Source organism: Massilia sp. HP4 (assembly GCF_005222695.1).
Classification (GTDB): Bacteria; Pseudomonadota; Gammaproteobacteria; order Burkholderiales; family Burkholderiaceae_D; genus Telluria.
This window is the reverse complement of record NZ_STGG01000012.1, coordinates 1-22,676: the sequence shown is the minus strand read 5'-3', so window position 1 is coordinate 22,676 and position 22,676 is coordinate 1. Positions and strand designations below refer to the sequence as shown.

Below are 22,676 nucleotides of genomic sequence, written 5' to 3'. Positions count from 1 at the left end.
ATTGTGCTTATTGATTGATCGATACGCGCGCTGCGCCGTTGAAGGCATCGGTGCCCGCCACCACCACCTGGTCGCCCGCCTTCAGGCCGGACAAGATCTCGACCGCCGAGATGCTGGTGGCGCCGACCTGGATCGGCGTGCGCACCGCGATCCCTTCGCGCACCACATAGGCGTGGCGCCCGCCCTCGTTTTCCAGGAACGGGCCGCGCTGCACCATCAGGACGTTCGGTTTTTCTTCGATCAGCAGGCGCGCGGTCACGCGCTGGCTCTGGCGCAGGCCCTTGGGCTGCTCGCCGTCGAAGCGCACCCGCGCCAGCACCTGGTTCTTGACCACCTCGGGCGACAGCGCCGACAGCTTGCCGGTGGCGCGGCCCGAGGGCAGGGTGATCTCGGCGCTCATGCCCAGGCCCAGGTCGCCGGCATAGGTTTCGGGCACTTCCACCTCGACTTCTAGCTTGGACAGGTCGACCAGCGTCATCAGGGGGGCATTGGCGATGACCACCATGCGGTTCTGGACGTTCAGGGTGCCGATGAAGCCGTCCACCGGCGCGCGCACGGTCAGCTCGTCGACCCTGCGCTGGGCATTGGCCATCGACAGGCGCGCGCGCTCCATCTCGTTGGTCTTGGTGTGGATCGCCAGCTGGACGTCGTCGCCTTCCAGCGCGGCCGCCTGCGCCGCGTGTTTCGCGCGGATGCCGGCCGAATTGAGTGCATCCTGGGCCTTCTGGTAGTCGATCTTGGCGATGATGCCGACCACGCCCACGCTGTCGTAGCGTTCCACCGTGCGCTGGGCCGACAGGCGCTCGATCTCGGCGGTGTCGGCTTCGCGCCTGGCCAGCAGCTTCTGCTTGCTGGCCAGGATCTGCTGGCGCGCCACCTCGGCCTTGAGCTGCTCGTAGGTCGAGACTTCGCGCTTGAGGGCGTCGGTCAGGTCGGGCGATTCCAGCACCGCCAGCACGTCGCCTTTCTTGACGGTGTCGCCGGCGGCGACCTTCAGGTTGACGGTGGCGGGCGCGGTCGAATACAGGGTCGGGCTGACGGCGGCCACCACGCGGCCGTTGACGGCGGCGTCGCGCACCAGGGTGCCGCGGCCGACTTCGGCGATGCGCACGCGGCTGCCCGAGACCGAGTGCTCGCTGCCGTCCCAGGCGGCGAACAGGGCGAAGCTGGCGGCGGCCAGGGCGACGGCGCCGCCCAGCAGCAGCGCGCGGCGCTTGAGTTTGTGGCCGGCCGGCGGGGCGACGACGGCGTCTTGATGGGATGTATCGCGAATCATGGAGTGTCCAGTAACGACGGGTTGCCTGTCGTTATTGCACAATCCATGCCAGCTTGTAAGTTATTGATTTACAAGGGGGTGACCGGCGGACGCCGCTGTCCGCGGTGTCCGTTCGGTCCTCGGCCGGTCGTTCGCGGACAGGGCCGTCCGCGAGCGATTTACTTCTGCGGCTGCTGCTTCTGCCCGTACTTGCCGACGATCTCGCCCTTGGCCAGCACATGGCCCTTCATCGCCGCCAGCACCTGGTCGCGGTCGGCGCCGAACGGCACGTCGAGCATCTTGTCGAGCGCATAGACCTGGAAGTGGTAGCGGTGCGCCGGTTCGCCGACCGGTGGCTTGGGACCGTAGTAGCCGGGCGCGCCGCGCGTGGTGCGGCCCTGCAGCACGCCGTCAGGGTCGGACAGGCGGGCCTGCTCCTGCACGCCTTCAGGTACGCTGGTGATATTGGCCGGGATGTTCCACATCACCCAGTGCACGAAGGGCGTGACTGGCTTGGCGTCCGGGTCTTCCATGATGACGGCGTACGACTTGGCGCCGGCCACGGCTTTCCACGACAACGCGGGCGAGACGCCGTCCGCGTACTCGGTGTAGCGGTCGTCCATCATGGCGTTGTTGCCGAAGCTCGACGACGAGACGCTCAACTGGCCCATGGCCTCGGTCTCGGGGCGCTTGTTCGCCAGCGGGACCTTGTTGCCCTTGTTGACCTGTTGTTCGGTGGGGCCGGCCGGCGCCTTCGGCGGCGTGGCCGCTGCCGCCTTGCCGCCGCTGTAGGCGATGCGGTAGATCACGCCGTTGGCATCGTCCGCCATCAGCAGCGAACCGTCCTTCGCCAGCGCCAGGCCGACCGGGCGCGCGATATGGGTCTTGCCGCCGTCGGTCAGGAAACCGGTGACGAAGGGTTCCACGGATTTGGGCTGGCCATTCTCGTAATGCACGCGCACGATCTCGTAGCCCGATGCCGGCACCCGGTTCCACGAGCCGCGCATGGTGACGAAGGCGTCGCCCTGGTACTCGGCCGGGAAGGCGCTGCCGGCGCCCCATACCCACTGCATCGGCGCCGCGTGGGCGGTATAGCCGAGCACCATCGGGGTGCTACGCGCCTTCCACTGTTCCTTGGTGATCTCGCCCTGCGGCGTGCTTTGCGGGTAGATCTCGCCGGCCCCGTACACATGCGGCCAGCCATACTGCTTGCCCAGCTCGATCTTGTTGATTTCTTCGGGCTGCACGTCGTCGCCCAGGAAGTCGATGCCATGGTCGAAGCCCCACAGTTCGCCCGTGGTCGGATGCCAGCCGAAGCCGATCAGGTTGCGCAGGCCGCTGGCGTAGATGGTGCGGCTCTTGCCGTCGGGGGACACGCGCAGCAGGGTCGCGTTCTCCACATTGCTCTCGTTGCAGGTGTTACAGGTGCTGCCGACGCTCAGGTACAGCATGCCGTCGGGGCCGAAGGCCATGGTGCGGTTCGGGTGCTGGCCCGAATCGGGAAGGTCACCGATCAGCATCGTCAGTTCGCCCAGGCGGCCGTCCGGCTTGATGTCGGCCACGAACAGCTCCTTGACGGTGACCAGGTACAGCTTGTTATCGCGGATCGCCAGGCCGTGGGCGCCGGCACGGTTGGCCACTGTGATCGGGGCGCCGTCGGCGCGGCCATCGCCGTTGGCGTCGCGCAGCAGCAGCACGTCGCCCTGGTCGCGCCGGCTCACGTAGACGTCGCCGTTGGGCGCCACCGCGATGATGCGCGCGTTCTTGAGACCGGTGGCGAAGGCGCTCACCGTGAAACCCTGCGGCGCCTTCAGGGCGGCGATGCGCTCGGGCGTGGCCTCCACCTTGTTGGGTTTCCAGACATTGATCTTGGTGGAGAACATGGTGCCGTCGCCCTGCTGGGCGATAGCGGAGCCGAACACCATGCACAGCGCGGCTGCGAGCGAAGCGCGTTTCATCGGGGGCCTGCCTTTCCTGGTCGTTATTGGTGGGAGCCTTGCGAGAACGATCGTGCCAGCGATTTGGAGCGCGGTATGTTGGGAAACGTACATTGTCGGATTCGATGTTGGGAATGCACGACGGGTAATTTCAGCTCGCCAATGTTTCCGATCTTGCAAGTTGGCAATCCGGCCCCTATGTGGGACCTGCACCCGGCGCCGCCGGTTCACATGGACAGACCTTGTCGTTGTTCGACCACCTGCAAGACCTGTGGCGCAGCCTCGCGCTCGCCCCATCCCCCCCGCCGCCCCGCCATTTCTTCATCCCGGACGAGGTGGCTCGCCTGTACCGCCTCGATGGGGCCGCCGGCATCGACGACCAGACCTGGAACGATTTGCTGCTCGAATCGTTCGAAGAGAAATTGGCGCCGCAGGCCAGCATCTTCGCGCGCCAGGTGCTACACCAGCGCCTGCGCGCCGGCATCGACGATGCGGCGTGCACCGCGCAACGCGTGCGCCTGCAGGCGCTGATGGACGACCCGGCGCGGCTGGATGCGATCGACGCCAGCCTGTCTACCTTGCGCCATGCCGATGCCGAGATAGCTGGCATGCTGTTCCAGGATACGGCGCCGGCAAGCCCGTGGTGGTCGCGCTGGCTATGGCTGCTGCCGCTCGCGCTGCTGCTGTCGCTGGCTGCCCTGGTGACCCTGCCGCTGGGCTGGGTGCTGACCCTGGCGGCGCTGGCGCCCCTGATGGCGCTGCAGATGCGCCTGCACCGCCCGCTTGAGGAATGGCGCGCCACCACCCGCGCGCTGCACGCGCTGCTGCGCACGACCAGCCTGCTGGGCGGGCAGGGCGGGCAGCTGCTGGAACCGTTCGTGGCGGCGCGCCCCAGGGCGGAACGCCTGCATCTGCGCCTGGCGCGCTCGCTGAGCCTGCGCATGATCCCGGGCGCGATCCAATACGCCGACTGGTTCGCAGCGGCCAATGTGACGTTTTACTTCAAGACGCTGCGCATCGTGCACGCCGAGCGTGCCTTGCTGCGCGAGTGCTACCTGGCCTGCGCGAACCTCGAGGCCGATGTGGCCCTGGTGCGCCAGCTCGCGTCGATCGGGCGCTGGTGCTGGGCCGAGCGCGGCGACGCGCGCACGCTGGTGCTGGAGGAAGGCATCCACCCGCTGATGGACAGGCCGGTCGCGCTGTCGGTGACGCTGGCTGGCAAGGGCGCTTTCGTCTCGGGCCAGAACGCTTCGGGCAAGAGCACCTTCCTGCGCATGGTCGGCCTGAACGCGATCGCGGCGCGCGCCTTCGGCTTCTGCTACGCCACGCGGGCCTGCCTGCCGGCGCTGCCGGTGCGCGCCAGCATGCAGAACGAGGATTCGCTGCTGGGCGGCGAGAGCCTGTACATGGCCGAGCTGCGGCGCGCGCGCGAATTGCTGGACGCCGCCGGCCAGCCGCCGGGCATCTGCCTCATCGATGAGGTGTTCCGCGGCACCAACCACCTGGAGTCGGTATCGGCCGCCTGCGCGGTGCTGGAGGAATTATCGGAACGCGACCTGGTGCTGGTGTCGTCGCATAACCTGGTGCTGGCGCCGCTGCTGAGTGAACGGTTGGCGCCGTTCTTCATCGACACCGCCAGCGGCAGGCCGGTGCTGGCGCCAGGCGTATTGCGCAACCCGAACGGGATTGCGCTGCTGGCGACCCAGGGTTTCGGCGAGCGCATCGAAGGGCGAGCCGCCGAGGTGGCGCGCAGGTTGAGCCGCCACCTCGCACAGCCCGACCGCGCTTAGTCCTCCAGCTTCAAGGCCTTGGCGATATCGTCCCACGCCACCGCCTTGTAGTTCTGGGCAGCGTCCGGCATGCGCTTGAAGCCGTCGTGCACCACCAGCATACCGCGTGCGTACGGGCCGCCGAAGTTGGCCGAGCTCACTTCCAGGCCATCGGTTTCGGATGCGCCGTCGATGCCGGCCACCGGATCCATGCCGATCCGGAACGCGCCGCGTACCTTGAACGGCGGCGCCGCGTCGAACACCACATAGCTGCTGTTGCCCTGGCTCGACACCACCAGGTAGCTGTGCTTGTCGCCGTGGTAGATGCCCATGCCTTCGATGTCATCGTGCAGCCACTCGCCCACCGGCATCACCATCTTGAGGGTGGCCGGTTGATCGGCCCTGGCCGAGGTGACCCACAGGGCCTTGTCTTCTTCACCCACGAACAAGAGGCCGCTGCGGTCGTCGGCCACGCAGCCTTCGGGTTGCGTGGCGACCTTGAACTGGCGCGCCAGGCTGGCGCTGAACTTGCCGCCGCTGCGGCCGATCTGCCAGTGTTCGTAGCGACCGTCCTTGTCATTGACGAAAGCGTCCAGGCCGCCCGCGGCGGTGCGGTAGGTGCAGGTGCCGTAGATGTCGTCCAGGCCGGTCGGCAGGCGCGCCGCTTCCGTCAGCATGCCCTTGGCGTCGATCGTGAACAGCACCATCGCATTCTCGTCGCGCTGGGTGGCCACGGCCAGGTCGAAGCGCTCGTCGCCGAAACGCAGGCCCTGGCGCACGTCGACATTGTTCAGGCGGCCGGCCGGCAGGAACTGGGTTTCCTTGCCCTGCAGGTCGTACACCAGCATGCCTTGCTTCTTGTTGGTGCCGAGGATGCGCGACTGGGTCGCATCCTTCGGGTTGACCCAGATCGCCGGATCGTCGGCCGCATCGCCCAGCTGGGCCACGGGTTCGGTCTGCATGCGCGGCAGCACGATCGGCAACGCGCGCGGGGCCAGGGCGTCGGCCTTCCATGCCAGTGCCGGCGCCTGCCAGCCCTTTTTCGTATTCACCATCAGCGCAGCGCCGCCCAGCGCCACCAGCTGCTTGCCGCCCAGTGCGCGCGCCGGCAGCGCGGTCCAATTGGCGCCGGTGCGGCGCCAGGTCAGCAAATCGCCTTTCTCGTCCAGGGCCGCCACGCCGCCCGGCAGCACGGCCAGTCCCTCGATCTCGCCGGCCAGCTTGCCGTAGGGTGCACGCAGCGCCACCGGCACCCGCGCCGACGGACCTTCGGCATTCGCGCCGAAGGCCCACAGGCCCATGCCTTCCTCGGCCACGAACAGGGTGGCGTGGGCATCGTCGACGCGGCAGTGGGTGACCGCGGTCGGCAGGGCCAGGCGGCGCACCAGGCGGTACTCCGTGCCCAGCAGCCACTGCTGCGCCTGGCCATCGGGGCCGACCATGAACACGTGGTCCAGGCCCTGGGCGTCGCGGTACATGCAGGCCGCCTCCAGGCCGAAACCGGCTTCCGGCATCGGCGGCAAGGCTTTCAGGGAGCCGGCCGCGAGGTCGACCTGCACCGGCTGCACGCGCTCGGTGTTGGAATCCATGACGATGGCCAGCACGCCTCCGTCGACGGGACGCAGGTCGAGCTGTTCGGCGCGCACGGCCAGGCGGGCGCGTTCGCTGCCGTCGGCGCCGACCAGGCGCAAGGCATTCTTGTCGAGCGCCAGCCAGGCGCCGCCCGGCAGCGCGGCCAGGGCCTCGGTCTTGGCCAGCGAAGCTGGCACGTTCGGCGCGGTGGCGGCAGCCGCGGCCGCGGCCGCGTGCAGGGTGGCGAGGAGAACCAGGGAAACGATTTTTTTCATTAGAAGATGCTCGCTTTCAGGCCGATCTTGAAGGTGCGGCCGTATTGTTCGTGTTGCGAATTGCGGGACTTGTCGCCCATGTAGACGTAGTATTTTTCGTTGTTCAGGTTGCTGGCATCGAAGGTCAGCTGCCAGCGTTTGTCGAGCTTGTACGACATCGAGAAGTCCAGCTGCTTCTGGGTGTCGACATAGCGGTCCTGGGTTGCGTCGAGCACGTCCTCGCCCAGCTCCAGCAGGTAGGGCGACTTGTAGTTCATCGCCAGGCGCGCGCTGAAGCCACCGGCCTCGTAGCCGACCATCAGGTTGCCGATGCGGTTCGACTGGCCGGGCATGCGGATCTCGCGTGCACCGATCCCGCCGTCGCCATCTGCGCTGTCGATACCGGCGCGCGAGTGGGTGATGGCGCCGTTGACACCGACCAGCAGGCCGTTGAACGGCGCCGGCAGCATGCGCAGCGGCTGCTGCCAGGCCAGCTCGATGCCGCGCACCCGGGCTTTCTCGCCATTGGCGTACGAGATCGCGCTGGAGTAGTCGGCCCATTCTCCGCGGCCGGCCAGGTCGGTAGCGTAAGTAAAGTCCTTGATATCCTTGGTGAAGACATAGGCCGACACCACGCCGTCGCCGCCGAGGGTGCGCTCGATGCCCAGGTCCAGGTTGTGCGAGCGCAGCGGATTCAGGTCCGGGTTGCCGATGGTGGCTTCGTCGTCGCCGTCCAGGCTCACGCCCGGCGCCAGCTGGGCGAAGTTGGCGCGCACCACCGAGTTGCTCCATGCGGCGCGCAGGCTGGTGTGCTGGTCGATGTCATAACGCAGGTGCATGCCCGGCAGCCAGTTGGTGTACGAGCGCGCGGCGCCGCGTGGCGTGATCTCGTCTTCGTCCGTCACCTGCGAGCCATCGGCCTTGAAGCGGGTGCGCTCGGCGCGCACGCCCGCCAGCAGCGACCAGGCGCCGCTGCGCAGGCTGGCCTGCACATAGGCGGCGTCGATGTCTTCCTGCAGCTTGAAGTCGTCCAGTGCCGAGTCGACGATCGCGCGGGCGCCGTCGCGGTCCAGGCCGGCCAGGCGGGCGCGTACCAGGTTCGGGTCGAGCGTGTAGCCCAGGTTGCCGAAGGGGTAATCGATGCGGGTGCCATTGACAAAGGCGCTCATCGAGGTCGGACCGGCGCCCCAGTAGTCGCCGTCTTCGGGATCGTCGCTGCCGAACTCCCAGGCGTCGGTGTCGGTGCGCTTGTCGCGGCGGGTGGCCTTGGCGCCGAACTTGAACGCGCCGCTCCAGTCGCCGGCATCGAACTCGCGTTGCAGGTCGAGGCGTAGCTGGTGGCTGCTGTCCTTCGCATAGGCACGCTCGATCGCGAACGAGTCGAGTTCGTAGTTGGCGGCGTCGGCCACGCCGGCGGGGGCGATCAAATGCGGTGCGCGGGTGTTGGTGAAGCCGACGTCGGGGAAGCTCTCGACGTTGGTGAAGCGCGCATCGCTGATCGCGTTCGGCGTCTTGTCGGTGGCGCGGCTGGTGGCGGCCTCGAGGTGCATCTTCCAGGCGTCGCCGAAGCGGCGGTCCATCGAGCCGGTGAGCGAGCGGATCTCTTGCGTGTACTTGCGCTGGCGCAGGCGGCGCTCGACGGTGGCGGGGGCGAGTTCGCCCTCGGCCACGCTCTCGTCGTCGTTCTCGAAATCGCCCACCGTCATGCGGTCGCGCGATTCTTCGTCCGAAAAGCGGCTCATGAAGCCGCGCAGGGCGTAGCTGGTGGTGGCGTCCGGGCGGTACTCGAGGTTGACGGCGCCGGCGCGGCGTTCGCGCGTGGGCAGGTAGTCGCGCATCTCGAAGCCTTCCAGGCGCTTGCCGTCCCAGGCGCCGCCCGTTTCCACGTTGTCCGAGCCGAACTTGCGCTTCTCGCCCGACAGGCCGGCGGCGATGCCGAGCTTGCCGTCCATGAAGCGCTGGGCCCACAGCAGGTTGGCGCTGGGGCTGTTCTGGTCGGTGTTGGTGTCGTGGCTGGCGGCCACGCCGACGCTGAGCAGCTTGCCCGGCAGGTCGAAGGCCGACAGGGTCTTGACTTCGACCGTGCCGCCCAACGAGTTGGCGTCCTGGTCGGGCGTGGCCGACTTGGTCACTTCCAGCGAGCGCACCAGGCCGGCCGGCAGCACGTCCAGCGCCACTGCACGGCGCGTCGCTTCCGGCGATGGCACCAGGGCGCCATTGATGGTCACGCTGTTGTAGTCGGCATCCAGGCCGCGCACCACCACGTAGCGGCCCTCGCCCTGGTCGCGCTGGACCGACAGGCCGGGCACGCGCGCCAGCGCCTCGGCGGCGTTCTTGTCCGGCAGGTGGCCGATGTCGTCGCTGCTGACGACGCTGACGATATTGTCGGCCTGTTCCTGGGCAGCGATGGCGCGCGCCAGGCTGGCGCGCTGGCCGGTGACGACCACGCTGGATTCGACGGCCGGAGTCGGCGCCGGCGCCGGAGCGGCGTGGACGCCGGCAGCGGCCAGCAGGCTGGCGGTGATGGCGGGGAGGGCGAGATAGCGCATGGGGGCAAGAAGGTAGTTGGAGTGGGGCGGATTCTGGTGTCCCAATATGACGAGTTGGTGACGCCGGTCCGCTGCGAAGCCCGCATGAGCCCAGGATGAGCTGAAATGACTCGCCGCCCAACGGTGCGCGCCGCGTGGCGCAGCCGGATGGAGGCGTCGAAGATGGTTTGCCGTGAGCCGTTCGGACCCCGTGCCGGGATGCGACAGCTTTGTCATCCTGTCATCCTGCGGTCATCTGGCTGCGCTATGTTCCGGCGATCCACCTCCAACGCTGCCCCCATGTCCAACGTCATCCGCCATGCCCTGTTGATCGGCGCCCTGCTCGGCGCCTTCGCCTTCCTGTTCGTCGGCGCCGGGACCGGCATCCCGATGGCAGAATGGGACTGGGTGGACATCGCGAGCGAGGGCGGCACCTCGCTGCTGGCGGCCCTGTGGTGCCTGATCGTGCTGTCCAGCCGCCCCGATGGCCTGGTCACGCGCCTGCTGGCCGGCGGCCTGGCCTGCATCATGCTCGGGTCGTGGGCCGACTGCCTGGACGAGGTAGTCGACATCGACAAGGCCGCGCTGTGGGACAACGCGCTCGAATCCTTGCTGCCGCTCGGGATGCTGATCCTGACCGTCGGCATGTATTACTGGCGGCTGGAGCAGGCCACCCTGTCCGACCACATGCGCAAGCGCGAGCGCCTGTTTCGCAATCACCGCCCGTTCGACCGCATCACCCAGCTGGCCGACGCGGCCTACCTGCGCGAGCAGCTGCGCCTGGAGAGCAAACGCATGGGAGGCGAGGGCGCCAGCGCGCTGGTGCTATTCGATATCGACGAATTCCATCGCATCAATCGCGAGCATGGCCAGGCTGAAGGCGACCGCGTGCTGCAGGCGGTGGCGCACATGCTGCTGCTGAACCTGCGCAACGAAGACCTGCTGTGCCGCTATGCGGGCGACCGCTTCGCGGTGTTGATGCCAGGCCTGCAAGAGGCCGACGCGCGCGACGCCGCCCAGCACCTGTGCCGCATGGTGTCGTCGATGCGGCACCATGCGCCGAACGGCCGGGTGCGGGTCACGCTGCGCCATGGCTGCGCGCCGGCACGCGGGGCGCCGGATGCGCTGCTGGCCGACCTGTGCCGCCAGATGGACGCCGTGTGATCGCCTGGCAACCTGCCGGAGAACCCTCGATCCCGGCGCGGCAGCAGCCCGCGCTGGCGCTGGAATACGGTCGCTCGCGCGATGCGGACGACGCCGACCTGCTGCGCGACACGGGGCTGGTGGCCGGCCTGAACCCCGATGGCCTGGTGGCGCCGGCGCAGTACCTGCAGCAGCTGGCGAACACCCTGCGTACCCTGGACAGTCCCGACACCAGCTTCATGCTGGGCCAGCTGCTGCTTCCCGGCCACGACGGCGCGGCCAGCCACGCGCTGGTGCAGGCCCCGAACCTGCGCGTGCTGCTGCAGACCCTGTGCCGTCACCATGCGCGCCTGACGCCGCTGCTGCGGCCGCGCTTCGAGAGCTGGGGGGAGGTGGCGCTGCTGTACTGGGTCGACGCCTATGGCGCTCCCGGCATCCGTCCGGCCCTGGTCGAGATGCACATGACGGCGCTGGTCGCCCTGTGCCGCTGGCTGGGCGGTGAGCGCCTGCCGTGGCGCTTCTGCTTCAACCGCGGCGCGCCACGCCACGTCGAACAGCACCACGTCCACCTGGGCACCGAGCTGCGCTTCAACTGCCAGCTCGACGCCATGCTGCTGCCGTCAGACTGGCTGGATCGGCCGTGGCCGCGCGCCAGCGAGATGGCGGCGCGCGTGGCGCAGCAGGCGGCCGAGCAGGAAGCCCCGCGCGCGCCGGGCCTGCTGGCCGCGCTCTACGACTACCTGCTGGCCAATGTGCGCATGGCGCCGACGCTGGAGCGCACGGCGGCCGACTTCGGCGTCAGCCCGGCGACCTTCAAGCGCCAGCTGCTGCGCCATCACACCCATTTCCAGGGCGAGCTGGACGGGGTGCGCACCCATGTGGCGCTGTGGCTGTTCCAGGTCGAGCGGGCCGACAACGAAGAGGTCGCGCGCTACCTGGGCTTTCATGACGCGGCCAATTTCCGGCGCTCGTTCAAGCGCTGGACCGGCCTCACGCCGGGGCCGATCCGGGCCGCGCTGGACGGTGAACTGGGCTGGCTCGGCGCGGCGCTGGAGCGCGGGGTGTAGCGCACGAGAGAATTTGCGTACATTTTCCCCTTCGAGAAGTGGTATCTTCCACAACCAAGAGCGTTTTCGAAGAGAAGGAATGAGCGCCAGCCAGGTCTTGCACATCGTCTGTCCAACCCAGAAGCGCGGCTTTGCCGCGCTCATGTCCTTTTGCTTCGTCTGCCTGCTGGCCTACGGCCTGGCGAGCGGCGCGCGGCGCGACCTGTCTCCCGGCGTCATCGTCTTTACCGCCTGCGCACTGGCCATCGTCAGCGTGGCCGCCTGGGCGCTGTACCGCAACTTCGTGTTCCGGGATGAGCTGTACATCGCCCGCGACGGCGAGCTGCCGCCGATCGAGCTGGCGTTTGTGCTCGACCAGATCCGCGCGGTGCGGCTGCTGCCGGCGCCTGAAGCCTGGACGCCCGAAGCAAAATGGGAAGCCCTCGGCTTCGGCCATGGCCGGATCGAGATCGAGACCGCGACCCACCGCTACCATTTCGGGGCGGGTCTCGACCAGGCCGGGGCCGAGGCGGCGCTGGAACGGATCCACGGTTTCTGCCTGGCGCAGCGCGGCCTGGCTGTCGCGGCGTGAACAACAATGAAGGGGAGCGGCATGTCCGAGCTTGAAAGGAAGTGGTGGTTCCAGTCGATCGTGAGCATACTCACGATGGCGTCGACGATCGGGTTGCTGTATGCGGCGGGACTCCCGCCTTTCCGCTACAGCGCGGCGCAGTGGGGCGTCTGGTTCTTCTGTTTCGTGGGCTTGCAGCGCCTCTTTTCCTTCCTGGGCTGGATGACGGTGCTGATCGTCTCGCCCAAGACCATCACCGCGGAGCGCGCATGAGATCCCCTGCCATCTTCGCCGCCGCCCTGTTGTTCCTGGCCGCCGGCATGGCGTCGGCCCAGGTGAGCGAGCAGGGCATCACCCTCGACACGCCGACCGGCCAGGTTGCCGGCACCCTGCAATTGCCGGCCGCCACGGACGGCAAACAGCGCGTGGCCCTGATCATCGCCGGTTCCGGCCCGACTGACCGCGACGGCAACAGCACCCATATCCCGGGCCGCAACGACAGCCTCAGGCTGCTGGCTGTCGCGTTGGCCGAGGAGGGCATCGCCACGGTGCGCTACGACAAGCGCGGCGTCGGCGCCAGCCTTCCTGCCGGGCCGACGGAATCCGAGCTGCGTTTCGAGACCTATGTGGATGACGCGGCGGCCTGGATCGCCAAGTTGAAGGCCGACCCGCGATTTTCCTCGGTGGCCGTGATCGGCCATAGCGAGGGCGCGCTGATCGGCATGCTGGCGGCGCAGCAGGCCGGCGCCGCGGCCTTCGTCTCGATCGCCGGCGCCGCCGATGGCGCTTCGGCCATCCTGCGCAAGCAACTGGCCGGCAAGCTGCCGCCCGAGCTGGACAAGGAGAACGAACGCATCCTGGTGGCGCTGGAAAACGGTACGACCGTCGACCAGGTGCCGCCGGCGCTGGTGGCCTTCTACCGCCCGAGCGTCCAGCCCTACCTGATCTCATGGTTCAAGTATGTGCCGTCGCAGCGCATCGCATCCCTGACCATGCCGGTGCTGATCGTGCAGGGCAATACCGATATTCAGGTCGAGGTCGCCCAGGCCAACGGCCTGCACCGCGCCAAGCCGGACGCCACCCTGGCGATCATTCCTGGCATGAACCACATCTTCAAGCATGTGCGGGCCGATCCGGTGCTGCAGGCCGCGGCCTACAGCGATCCGTTCCTGCCGGTGTCGCCATTGCTGGTGAAGGCCTTGGCAAGCTTCCTGGACAAGCCGGCGCCGGCCGCCGACTAAGCCACCATCAGGCGGCGCGCAGGGTATGCGCCGCCGCCACCATATTGCGCAGCGCCGGCAGCACCTCGTCCCAGTTGCGGGTCTTGAGGCCGCAGTCGGGATTGATCCACAGGCGCCCGGCCGGGATGCGGGTGGCGGCCTTGCGCATCAGGTCCACGATGTGGTCCTGGCTCGGGATGTTGGGCGAGTGGATGTCGTACACGCCGGGACCGATCTCGTTCGGATACTGAAAATCGTCGAAGGCATCGAGCAGCTCCATATCCGAACGTGAAGTCTCGATCGTGATCACGTCGGCGTCCATCGCGGCAATCGCCGCGATGATGTCGTTGAACTCCGAATAGCACATATGGGTGTGGACCTGGGTCTCGTCGCGCACACCGTTGGCGGCGATGCGGAACGATTCGACCGCCCAGTCGAGGTAGGCCGCCCATTCGGCGCGCCGTAGCGGCAAGCCTTCGCGCAGCGCCGCCTCGTCGATCTGGATCACGCGCACGCCGGCCCGTTCCAGGTCCAGCACCTCTTCGCGGATGGCCAGGGCCAGCTGGCGGCAGCTCACGGCGCGCGGCTGGTCGTCGCGCACGAAGGACCAGTTCAGGATCGTCACCGGGCCGGTCAGCATGCCCTTCATCGGTTTGTCGGTCAGCGACTGCGCGTACGTCGTCCACTTGACCGTCATCGCCCGCGGGCGGCGCACGTCGCCGAACAGGATCGGCGGCTTGACGCAGCGCGAGCCATAGGATTGCACCCAGCCGCCCTTAGTGAAGGCATAGCCGTCGAGCTGCTCGCCGAAGTATTCGACCATGTCGTTGCGCTCGGCCTCGCCGTGCACGAAGACGTCCAGCCCCAGCGCTTCCTGCTCGCGCACGCAGCGCGCGATCTCTCCGCGCATCGCTTCTTCATAGGCGGCCGCATCGATGTCGCCCTTTTTATGGGCATTGCGCGCCTGGCGGATCGCCGCCGTCTGCGGGAAGGAACCGATGGTGGTGGTCGGGTAGCTTGGCAGCCGAAGCAGGGCGGCCTGCTTGGCGCTTCGCTCGGCATGGCTGCTGGCGCGCTGGCCCAGCTGCGGGGTGATCGCGGCCAGGGCCTGCGCGACCTCTGGGTTCGACACGCGTTTCGAGGCGCGGCGGCGGTCGATCGCGGCGGCATTTTCCACCAGCTCGAGCTGCACCTGCGAGCGGCCATGGTCGAGCGCCTGGGCCAGGATGCGCAGTTCTTCCAGCTTTTGCACGGCGAACGCCAGCCAGGAACGGATCTCGGGGTCGAGCGCGGTCTCGTTCTGCAGGTCGACCGGCACATGCAGCAACGAGCACGATGGCGCGATCCACAGGCGCTGGCCCAGCTGGCGCTGGACCGGCTCGAGCCATTCCAAGGTGGCGTGCAGGTCGGTCTTCCAGATATTGCGGCCGTCGATCACGCCCAGCGACAGCACCTGGTCCGGGCCCAGCGCCGCGATGACCGGCGCGATCTCGGCGCGGGCATTGATCGCATCCAGGTGCAGGCCGTCGACCGGCAGCGCGCAGGCCAGCGCCAGGTTGTCTTCCAGGCGGCCGAAATAGGTCGCCAGCAGCAGTTTTACGCCGCTGTGCTGGAGCGTGTCGTAGGCGCTGGCATAGGCCGCCTGCCAGCGTGCATCGAGTTCGGTGACCAGCGCCGGCTCGTCGACCTGCACCCATTCGATGCCCTGCGTGACGAACCAGGCCAGCAGCTCGGCATACACCGGAAGCAGCCGGGGCAACAGGTCGAGCCGGTCGCTGCCGTCCTTGGCCTTGCCCAGCCACAGGTAGGTGAGGGGGCCGACGATGACCGGCTTGGCCTTGACGCCCAGGGTGCGGGCCTGGGCCAGTTGTTCGTCGAAGCGCGCGGTGTCGAGCGCAAAGCGGGTGCCGGCGCTGAATTCGGGGACGATGTAGTGGTAGTTGGTGTCGAACCATTTAGTCATCTCGCCGGCGTGGACGCCGCCGCAGGCGTGGTCGTGGTTGCCCTGGCTGCGGCCGCGCGCTACCCGGAAATAAGAATGAAGCGAGGCATCGAGCGCATCGCCATGGTGGCTGTGCGCGCGCTGCGGCACGTTCCCGAGCGTGAAGCTCATGTCCAGCACCTGGTCGTACAGCGAGAAGTCGCCGACCGGCGCGAAGTCGAGCTTCGATTGCTGCTGCCAGTGACGCTGGCGCAGTCCTGCGGCCTGGGCGCCGAGCTCCTGGGCCGTGGCGTCGCCCTTCCAGAAGCGTTCGAGTGCGAATTTCAGTTCACGGCGCGCGCCGATGCGCGGAAAGCCGAGGGTATGGGTGGTCGTCATGATGGTGTCAGCCTGATCAATAATGGATGAGTTCATCATAGGCCGCTCAATCCATGAATAAAATTGGTATGATTTCATCCATCCATTAATTCTGTTCATGTGACATGATCGAACGCATCCACCTGTCCATCATCCGCGAGGTCGACCGCCGCGGTTCGCTGACCGCCGCCGCCGACGTGCTGTGCCTGACGCAGTCGGCGCTGAGCCATACGGTGAAAAAGCTCGAGCAGCAGCTCGGCACGCCGGTATGGACGCGCGAGGGACGGGCGCTGCGCCTGACCCAGGCCGGGCGGTCCCTGCTGGCCCTGTCCGAACGGCTGCTGCCGCAACTGGAGCATGCCGAGCGCCTGATGCACGAATACGCGCGCGGCGAGCGCGGCACCCTGCGCATCGGCATGGAGTGCCATCCCTGCTACCAGTGGCTGCTGAAAGTGGTGGATCCCTACCTGGCGGCGTGGCCCGAGGTCGACGTCGACGTCAAGCAGCGCTTCCAGTTCGGCGGCCTCAAGGCCTTGCATGGCTATGAGATCGACCTGCTGGTCACGCCCGACCCGCTGTTCAAGCCCGGCTTGCGCTTCGTGCCGGTGTTCGACTACGAGCAGGTGCTGGTGGTGGCGCGCGACCATCCGCTGGCGGGTAAGCCGCATGCCGAGCCGGCCGACCTGTCGGACGACGTGCTCATCACCTATCCGGTCGATATCGAGCGGCTCGACATCTATAACCAGTTCTTCCTGCCGGCCGGCTGCGCGCCGCGCCAGCGCAAGACGATCGAGACCACCGACATCATGCTGCAGATGGTGGCCAGCGGGCGCGGCGTGGCGGCGCTGCCGCGCTGGCTGGTGGACGAATACGCGGGCCGGATGGCGGTGGCGCCGGTGCGGCTCGGGACCGAGGGCGTGTTCAAGCAGATCTTCCTGGGCACGCGCGAGGTCGACGCCGGCACCGCCTACCTGGAAGCCTTCGTCGAGATCGCGCGCGGCACTAGCTAATGGCCCCCTCGCGCACATACCTGGCCGGCGGCACGCCCACGTGGCGCGCGAAGGCGACGCTGAACGTGCTGGCCGAACTGTAGCCGACCCGCTGCGCCACCTCGGCGATGCTGCAGGCGCCGCGCCGCAGCAGGCCGGTCGCCAGCGCCATGCGCCAGGCCAGCAGGTATTCCATCGGCGCCTTGCCGACCGCGCGGCTGAAGCGCTCGAAGAACGCCGAGCGTGACAGCGCGGCCTCTTGCGCCAGTTCGGCCATGGTCCACGCGCGCGCCGGCGCCTCGTGCATCCGGCGCAGCGCCTGCGCCAGGCGCGCGTCGGCCAGGGCGCGCACCAGTCCGGGCGATGGCGCGCTGCCTGCCGTCGAGCGCAGCGCTTCGATCAGCAGCACCTCGAGCAGGCGCGCCATCACGACCTCGCGCGCCGGACGCTGTCCACGCGATTCATCGCCGACCAGTTGCGCGAGCGTGGCCAGGCGTGGCTCGCCGCGCACGTGCACGAAGTGCGGCAGCAGCGACACCAGCAGGTCCGCATCGGGCGAGGAAAACTCGCAGTGCCCGATGATGAAGCGCACGTCCGGCGGCCCATCCTGCTCGCCAAGCCGGAACTCGCCCGGGCCCTGCGCTACCGGCGGCATGTCGTGGTCGCCCGGTGCCGGCGCCTGCATGCTCGTCATCGCGAAATTCCAGGCCGCGGGGATGAGCACGAAGTCACCTGGCGCGAGTACCGCTTCGGGGTTGCCGTCCACGGCGAGCCGGCAGCGCCCGTCGAGGACGATGCAATACGAAGGATGGCCAGTCTCGGCGCGCCGCACGCGCCAGCGGCCGGCGCCGCCGACCACCTTCGTCAATCGCACGCCTGGCTGCAAGAGGCTGACTACTTCCGCTAGTGGATCGGTCATTTCTGGACGCTCGCAAAAGGAATATGGACTGCCGATTGTAGCGCGTCCTGCGGCGCCGGGCTATCGTGTCAGCACCACAACCCACCGCAGGAGTCCATCATGAAAACCGTCCTGATCACCGGCTGCTCGTCCGGCTTCGGCCTCGAGATTGCCCGTCATTTCCTTGAGCGCGACTGGCACGTCATCGCCACCATGCGCGCGCCCGATGCCACCATCCTGCCGCCATCCGACCGGCTGCGCGTGCTGGCGCTGGATGTGACGGACGGGGCCAGCATCCGCGCCGCGTTCGACGCCGCGGGACCTATCGATGCGCTGGTCAACAATGCAGGCATCGGCGTGATGTATCCATTGGAAGGCGTATCGACGGAAACGGTGCACAGCGTATTGGCAACCAATACGCTCGGCACGATCGCAGTGACACAGGCAGCGCTTCCCGGCTTTCGTGGCAGGGGAGCAGGGGTGATCGTCAACGTCACCTCGGCCGTCACCATCGAGCCCTTGCCGCTGCTGTCGGTGTATACCGCCAGCAAGGCGGCCGTGAACGCGTTCACCGAATCGCTGGCGATCGAGCTTGCGCCGCTCGGCATCCGCCTGCGCCTGGTGCTGCCGGGCCGCTCGCCGGAGACGCAGTTTGGCGCCGGCGCGCGCGAGCGCATGACAGGCCGGATGCCCGAGGCCTACGCGCCGCTGCTGGCCGCCGTCTTTGGCGGCGCGCGCGAACCAGGCCTCGTCACGCGCGCGCAGGATGTCGCCCAGGCGGTCTGGCGTGCGGTGACCGATGCGGCGACGCCGATGCGGATACCGGCGGGCGCCGACGCCGAGGCAATGATGGCGCCATGAGCCGGCCGGCGCCGCGCCATTCCGGGACCATGCAGGAGCAAATCCCCTACTGCAGAGCCGGCCTGTCGCGACCATGACACATTCGCCACGGTTTACCGCCCAAAGGGCCGGGAACGACTTGGCGGGGCAGCAAATCGGTTGACCCGTCGTCACATTCAGCGTATATTCGCGAGTTCTCGTTTTTATTCTGCACATCGTATACGCATTCGCAGCCGCTCCTTTCGTTGAGTGGCTTTCGTCGCCTCCGCTGTCAGTTCTTACGGGACTAGGTTTAGTCCCCGGGCCAGCATGTTCGCCGTCCCGGGTCGTCAATTCAGTAGCAATTTTGTTGGATTAGGAACGATGCCAACCATCAATCAACTGATTCGCAAGCCGCGTGAAGCCGCGGTTGTGAAGAGCAAGTCGCCGGCACTGGAAAACTGCCCGCAAAAACGTGGCGTGTGCACCCGTGTGTACACCACCACCCCGAAGAAGCCTAACTCGGCACTTCGTAAAGTCGCTAAAGTGCGTCTGACCAACGGTTTCGAAGTCATTTCGTACATCGGCGGTGAAGGCCACAACCTGCAAGAACACAGTGTCGTGCTGCTGCGCGGCGGTCGTGTGAAAGACTTGCCAGGTGTGCGTTACCACATGGTTCGCGGTGCACTGGATACCCAGGGCGTCAAAGACCGTAAGCAAGCGCGCTCGAAGTACGGCGCCAAGCGTGCCAAGGCTGCGAAGAAGTAATATCTTCGGTCGTGCATGTCACAGGCACGTCACATTAATTAGATAAGTTGAGCCGGCCGCAAGGCCGAGTAAGTGAAGGGTCATGAGGGCCTTTCGCGAGTGCGGTCACCGCACTCAACTGAAGACAGGAAGGAATTGAAATGCCACGTCGTCGTGAAGTACCCAAGCGCGAGATCCTGCCGGATCCAAAATTCGGCAACACCGATGTCGCCAAATTCGTCAATGTTCTGATGCTGTCCGGCAAGAAGTCGGTTGCAGAAAACATCATCTACGGTGCATTCGAACACATTCAATCCAAGTCGGGCAAAGACCCGCTGGAAGTGTTCACGACCGCGATCAACAACGCCAAGCCGCTGGTGGAAGTCAAGTCCCGCCGTGTCGGTGGCGCCAACTACCAGGTGCCAGTGGAAGTTCGTCCGGTTCGTCGTATGGCGCTGTCCATGCGTTGGTTGCGCGAAGCCGCAAACAAGCGCAGCGAAAAATCCATGCCGCAACGTCTGGGTGGTGAACTGCTGGAAGCGGCTGAAGGCCGCGGCGGCGCAATGAAGCGTCGTGACGAAGTCCACCGCATGGCAGAAGCGAACAAGGCGTTCTCGCACTTCCGCTTCTAAGCATCAGGACTTGGCTTGGGGCTTTTTGCCCCAATCTAAGGCCCCTGTAGTATCTGTTGTTCAGGCCGAGCTCATTTTGATCGTCAAGATGTTGCTCGGTTTTGTCCATTCAAAGATTTAGGAAAAATTATGGCACGCAAGACCCCCATCGAGCGCTACCGCAATATCGGTATTTCGGCTCACATCGATGCTGGTAAAACCACCACCACCGAACGCGTCCTGTTCTACACGGGCGTCAACCACAAGCTCGGCGAAGTGCACGATGGCGCTGCGACGATGGACTGGATGGAGCAAGAGCAAGAGCGCGGCATTACCATTACCTCGGCAGCGACGACCTGCTTCTGGAGCGGTATGGCCAAGAACTTCCAGCCTCACCACATCAACATCATCGACACCCCGGGCCACGTTGACTTCACCATTGAAGTCGAGCGTTCGATGCGCGTGCTCGACGGCGCTTGCATGGTTTACTGTGCAGTCGGTGGCGTGCAGCCACAGTCGGAAACCGTGTGGCGTCAAGCTAACAAGTACAAAGTCCCACGTCTGGCATTCGTCAACAAGATGGACCGTACCGGTGCGAACTTCTTCAAAGTGTACGAGCAGATGCGCGCACGCCTGAAGGCGAACCCAATCCCGGTCGTGATCCCAATCGGCGCGGAAGACAGCTTCCAGGGCGTGGTCGATCTGGTCAAGATGAAAGCAATCATCTGGGACGAGGCTTCGCAAGGCATGAAATTCGAATACGCTGACATCCCGGAGCACCTGGTTGAGCAAGCGAACGAATGGCGTGAAAAGCTGGTCGAGACCGCTGCTGAAGCGAACGAAGACCTGATGAACAAGTACCTGGAAGAAGGCGATCTGTCGGAAGAAGAGATCAAGGCCGCCCTGCGCCAGCGCACCATCGCATCGGAAATCGTGCCGATGTTGTGCGGTACCGCGTTCAAGAACAAGGGCGTGCAAGCCATGCTCGACGCCGTGATCGAATACCTGCCATCGCCAGTCGACATCCCGCCAGTGGCAGGTACCGATGAAGACGACCAGCCGGTCACCCGTAAAGCTGACGACAGCGAGAAGTTCGCGGCACTGGCATTCAAGATCATGACCGACCCGTTCGTCGGCCAGCTGATCTTCTTCCGCGTCTACTCGGGCATGATCAATTCGGGCGATACCGTCTACAACCCGATCAAGGGCAAGAAAGAACGCCTGGGCCGCATCCTGCAGATGCACGCCAACCAGCGCGAAGAGATCAAGGAAGTCCGTGCCGGCGACATCGCCGCAGCGGTCGGCCTGAAAGAAGCGACCACGGGCGAAACCCTGTGCGATCCTTCGGCGATCATCACCCTGGAAAAAATGGTCTTCCCTGAGCCGGTCATCCAGCAGGCTGTCGAGCCAAAGACCAAGGCTGACCAGGAAAAAATGGGCCTGGCGCTGAATCGCCTGGCACAAGAAGATCCATCGTTCCGCGTGCGTACCGACGAAGAATCGGGCCAGACCATCATCGGTGGTATGGGCGAGCTGCACCTGGAAATTATCGTTGACCGCATGAAGCGTGAATTCGGCGTGGAAGCAACCGTCGGCAAGCCACAGGTTGCCTACCGCGAAACCATCCGCAAGGCAGTCACCGATGTCGAAGGCAAGTTCGTCAAGCAGTCGGGCGGTCGTGGTCAGTACGGCCACGCAGTCCTGTCGATCGAACCGCAAGAGCCAGGCAAGGGCTTCGAGTTCATCGACGCGATCAAGGGCGGTGTGGTTCCTCGCGAATACATCCCTGCAGTCGAGAAGGGTGTGCGCGAAACCCTGACCACCGGCGTGCTGGCTGGTTACCCAGTGGTCGACGTCAAAGTCACCCTGACCTTCGGTTCGTACCACGACGTCGACTCGAACGAAAACGCGTTCCGCATGGCGGGCTCGATGGCGTTCAAGGACGGCTGCCGTAAAGCGAATCCGGTCATCCTCGAGCCGATGATGTCGGTCGAAGTCGAAACGCCGGAAGACTACGCCGGTAACGTGATGGGCGATCTGTCGTCGCGTCGCGGCATGGTCCAGGGCATGGACGAAATCCCAGGCGGCGGCGGCAAGATCATCAAAGCCGAAGTGCCACTGTCGGAAATGTTCGGTTACTCGACCTCGCTGCGTTCGGCGACCCAGGGCCGCGCGACCTACACGATGGAATTCAAGCACTATTCGGAAGCTCCGAAGCACGTGATTGACGCCATCGTTACCGCGAAGTCCAAGTAATAGATAATGGAGGGATGGGACGTCCCGTCCCTCCAGTTCAACAAAATATATCGTTTCTCTTAAAGGAATTTGGAAATGGCAAAAGGTAAATTCGAACGGACCAAGCCGCACGTCAACGTCGGCACCATCGGTCACGTTGACCACGGCAAAACCACCCTGACGGCTGCAATCGCTACCGTCCTGTCGAAGAAATTCGGCGGCGAAGCCAAGGCCTACGACCAGATCGATGCGGCTCCAGAAGAAAAAGCACGCGGCATCACCATCAACACCGCGCACGTCGAGTACGAGACCGAAAACCGTCACTACGCGCACGTTGACTGCCCAGGCCACGCCGACTACATCAAGAACATGATTACCGGTGCTGCGCAGATGGACGGCGCGATCCTGGTGTGCTCGGCCGCCGACGGCCCAATGCCACAGACCCGCGAGCACATCCTGCTGGCGCGTCAGGTTGGCGTTCCATACATCATCGTGTTCCTGAACAAGTGCGACCTGGTCGACGATGCAGAACTGCTGGAACTGGTCGAAATGGAAGTCCGCGAACTCCTGTCGAAATACGAGTTCCCAGGCGACGACGTGCCAATCATCAAGGGTTCGGCACGTATGGCCCTCGAAGGCAAACCAGGCGAAATGGGCGAAGAGTGCATCACCCGCCTGGCTGAAGCCCTGGACACCTACATCCCAACGCCAGAGCGCGCTGTTGACGGCGCCTTCCTGATGCCAGTCGAAGACGTGTTCTCGATCTCGGGTCGCGGCACCGTG

18 protein-coding genes are annotated in these 22,676 nt (G+C 66.1%); 12 read left to right on the top strand and 6 right to left on the bottom strand.

Annotated features, from left to right (window positions below; all coding sequences use genetic code 11):
• Positions 1 to 7 precede the first annotated feature (7 nt).
• Both E8M83_RS05570 and E8M83_RS05565 read right to left on the bottom strand, forming a co-directional pair.
• Positions 8 to 1,276, bottom strand: a complete 1,269-nt coding sequence (locus E8M83_RS05570) for an efflux RND transporter periplasmic adaptor subunit (protein WP_137172384.1) — start codon at positions 1,274 to 1,276, stop codon at positions 8 to 10.
• Positions 1,277 to 1,434: 158 nt separating this feature from the next.
• Complete coding sequence (locus E8M83_RS05565) at positions 1,435 to 3,213, bottom strand: YbhB/YbcL family Raf kinase inhibitor-like protein (RefSeq protein ID WP_137172383.1); 1,779 nt, start codon at positions 3,211 to 3,213, stop codon at positions 1,435 to 1,437.
• Between the two features lie 221 nt (positions 3,214 to 3,434).
• Here E8M83_RS05565 and E8M83_RS05560 point away from each other — a divergent pair, with 221 nt between their 5' ends.
• Positions 3,435 to 4,982 carry a hypothetical protein gene (locus E8M83_RS05560; protein ID WP_229491426.1) on the top strand — a complete coding sequence of 516 codons (1,548 nt, stop codon included), beginning with the start codon at positions 3,435 to 3,437 and terminating at the stop codon, positions 4,980 to 4,982.
• Here E8M83_RS05560 and E8M83_RS05555 read toward each other — a convergent pair.
• On the bottom strand, positions 4,979 to 6,808 hold the full coding sequence (locus E8M83_RS05555; protein WP_137172382.1) for a phytase: 1,830 nt from the start codon (positions 6,806 to 6,808) through the stop codon (positions 4,979 to 4,981). The two genes, E8M83_RS05560 and E8M83_RS05555, sit on opposite strands and share 4 nt — an antisense overlap.
• Positions 6,808 to 9,336 (bottom strand): TonB-dependent receptor, encoded by a 2,529-nt coding sequence (locus E8M83_RS05550; RefSeq protein WP_137172381.1) that lies wholly within the window; start codon positions 9,334 to 9,336, stop codon positions 6,808 to 6,810. Before E8M83_RS05550 ends, E8M83_RS05555 begins: the two co-directional genes overlap by 1 nt.
• 279 nt (positions 9,337 to 9,615) lie before the next feature.
• Between E8M83_RS05550 and E8M83_RS05545 the strand changes: the two genes are divergently transcribed.
• The 5 genes from E8M83_RS05545 to E8M83_RS05525 all read left to right on the top strand — a co-directional run bounded on the left by E8M83_RS05545 (position 9,616) and on the right by E8M83_RS05525 (position 13,316).
• Positions 9,616 to 10,479: a GGDEF domain-containing protein gene (locus tag E8M83_RS05545; protein ID WP_137172380.1), complete on the top strand. Its 864-nt coding sequence runs from the start codon at positions 9,616 to 9,618 to the stop codon at positions 10,477 to 10,479.
• Entirely contained in the window at positions 10,476 to 11,525 is a 1,050-nt protein-coding gene (locus tag E8M83_RS05540; RefSeq protein WP_137172379.1) for an AraC family transcriptional regulator, read from the top strand. Before E8M83_RS05545 ends, E8M83_RS05540 begins: the two co-directional genes overlap by 4 nt.
• A 79-nt stretch (positions 11,526 to 11,604) precedes the next feature.
• Positions 11,605 to 12,096 carry a hypothetical protein gene (locus tag E8M83_RS05535; protein WP_137172378.1) on the top strand — a complete coding sequence of 164 codons (492 nt, stop codon included), beginning with the start codon at positions 11,605 to 11,607 and terminating at the stop codon, positions 12,094 to 12,096.
• 21 nt (positions 12,097 to 12,117) lie between these two features.
• Complete coding sequence (locus E8M83_RS05530; RefSeq protein WP_137172377.1) at positions 12,118 to 12,348, top strand: hypothetical protein; 231 nt, start codon at positions 12,118 to 12,120, stop codon at positions 12,346 to 12,348.
• Positions 12,345 to 13,316, top strand: coding sequence for an alpha/beta hydrolase (locus tag E8M83_RS05525; RefSeq protein WP_137172376.1), 972 nt, complete (start codon positions 12,345 to 12,347; stop codon positions 13,314 to 13,316). Before E8M83_RS05530 ends, E8M83_RS05525 begins: the two co-directional genes overlap by 4 nt.
• 7 nt (positions 13,317 to 13,323) lie before the next feature.
• On the opposite strand, the gene metE is transcribed toward E8M83_RS05525, so the two are convergent.
• Positions 13,324 to 15,615: a 5-methyltetrahydropteroyltriglutamate--homocysteine S-methyltransferase gene (gene metE / locus E8M83_RS05520; protein ID WP_137172375.1), complete on the bottom strand. Its 2,292-nt coding sequence runs from the start codon at positions 15,613 to 15,615 to the stop codon at positions 13,324 to 13,326.
• A 104-nt stretch (positions 15,616 to 15,719) separates the two neighbouring features.
• On the opposite strand from metE, the gene E8M83_RS05515 reads away from it, so the two are divergent.
• Positions 15,720 to 16,604: a LysR family transcriptional regulator gene (locus E8M83_RS05515; protein WP_137172374.1), complete on the top strand. Its 885-nt coding sequence runs from the start codon at positions 15,720 to 15,722 to the stop codon at positions 16,602 to 16,604.
• Here E8M83_RS05515 and E8M83_RS05510 read toward each other — a convergent pair.
• The gene (locus E8M83_RS05510) at positions 16,597 to 17,502 is read right to left on the bottom strand and encodes an AraC family transcriptional regulator (RefSeq protein ID WP_137172373.1); all 906 of its coding nucleotides are present in this window, start codon (positions 17,500 to 17,502) and stop codon (positions 16,597 to 16,599) included. The two genes, E8M83_RS05515 and E8M83_RS05510, sit on opposite strands and share 8 nt — an antisense overlap.
• Before the next feature lie 99 nt (positions 17,503 to 17,601).
• On the opposite strand from E8M83_RS05510, the gene E8M83_RS05505 reads away from it, so the two are divergent.
• The 5 genes from E8M83_RS05505 to E8M83_RS05485 form a co-directional block, all read left to right on the top strand.
• Positions 17,602 to 18,342, top strand: coding sequence for an SDR family oxidoreductase (locus E8M83_RS05505; protein WP_137172372.1), 741 nt, complete (start codon positions 17,602 to 17,604; stop codon positions 18,340 to 18,342).
• A 342-nt stretch (positions 18,343 to 18,684) separates the two neighbouring features.
• On the top strand, positions 18,685 to 19,068 hold the full coding sequence (rpsL, locus tag E8M83_RS05500) for a 30S ribosomal protein S12 (protein ID WP_005663517.1): 384 nt from the start codon (positions 18,685 to 18,687) through the stop codon (positions 19,066 to 19,068).
• A 140-nt stretch (positions 19,069 to 19,208) separates the two neighbouring features.
• A complete protein-coding gene (rpsG, locus tag E8M83_RS05495; protein ID WP_137172371.1) occupies positions 19,209 to 19,679 on the top strand; it encodes a 30S ribosomal protein S7 in 471 nt (156 codons plus the stop codon).
• 129 nt (positions 19,680 to 19,808) lie between these two features.
• Positions 19,809 to 21,914: an elongation factor G gene (fusA, locus tag E8M83_RS05490; protein WP_137172370.1), complete on the top strand. Its 2,106-nt coding sequence runs from the start codon at positions 19,809 to 19,811 to the stop codon at positions 21,912 to 21,914.
• Positions 21,915 to 21,989: 75 nt separating this feature from the next.
• Positions 21,990 to 22,676 (top strand): GTP-binding protein (locus E8M83_RS05485; protein WP_137172369.1); only part of this gene is annotated, 687 nt, incomplete at its 3' end.

What these genes read in the sequence shown, in the direction of transcription:
- E8M83_RS05570 (WP_137172384.1), bottom strand. Translation starts at nt 1,276, where the DNA reads ATGATTCGCGATACATCCCATCAAGACGCCGTCGTCGCCCCGCCGGCC.
- E8M83_RS05565 (WP_137172383.1), bottom strand. Translation starts at nt 3,213, where the DNA reads ATGAAACGCGCTTCGCTCGCAGCCGCGCTGTGCATGGTGTTCGGCTCC.
- E8M83_RS05555 (WP_137172382.1), bottom strand. Translation starts at nt 6,808, where the DNA reads ATGAAAAAAATCGTTTCCCTGGTTCTCCTCGCCACCCTGCACGCGGCC.
- E8M83_RS05550 (WP_137172381.1), bottom strand. Translation starts at nt 9,336, where the DNA reads ATGCGCTATCTCGCCCTCCCCGCCATCACCGCCAGCCTGCTGGCCGCT.
- E8M83_RS05545 (WP_137172380.1), top strand. Translation starts at nt 9,616, where the DNA reads ATGTCCAACGTCATCCGCCATGCCCTGTTGATCGGCGCCCTGCTCGGC.
- E8M83_RS05535 (WP_137172378.1), top strand. Translation starts at nt 11,605, where the DNA reads ATGAGCGCCAGCCAGGTCTTGCACATCGTCTGTCCAACCCAGAAGCGC.
- E8M83_RS05530 (WP_137172377.1), top strand. Translation starts at nt 12,118, where the DNA reads ATGTCCGAGCTTGAAAGGAAGTGGTGGTTCCAGTCGATCGTGAGCATA.
- E8M83_RS05525 (WP_137172376.1), top strand. Translation starts at nt 12,345, where the DNA reads ATGAGATCCCCTGCCATCTTCGCCGCCGCCCTGTTGTTCCTGGCCGCC.
- metE (WP_137172375.1), bottom strand. Translation starts at nt 15,615, where the DNA reads ATGACGACCACCCATACCCTCGGCTTTCCGCGCATCGGCGCGCGCCGT.
- E8M83_RS05515 (WP_137172374.1), top strand. Translation starts at nt 15,720, where the DNA reads ATGATCGAACGCATCCACCTGTCCATCATCCGCGAGGTCGACCGCCGC.
- E8M83_RS05510 (WP_137172373.1), bottom strand. Translation starts at nt 17,502, where the DNA reads ATGACCGATCCACTAGCGGAAGTAGTCAGCCTCTTGCAGCCAGGCGTG.
- E8M83_RS05505 (WP_137172372.1), top strand. Translation starts at nt 17,602, where the DNA reads ATGAAAACCGTCCTGATCACCGGCTGCTCGTCCGGCTTCGGCCTCGAG.
- rpsL (WP_005663517.1), top strand. Translation starts at nt 18,685, where the DNA reads ATGCCAACCATCAATCAACTGATTCGCAAGCCGCGTGAAGCCGCGGTT.
- rpsG (WP_137172371.1), top strand. Translation starts at nt 19,209, where the DNA reads ATGCCACGTCGTCGTGAAGTACCCAAGCGCGAGATCCTGCCGGATCCA.
- fusA (WP_137172370.1), top strand. Translation starts at nt 19,809, where the DNA reads ATGGCACGCAAGACCCCCATCGAGCGCTACCGCAATATCGGTATTTCG.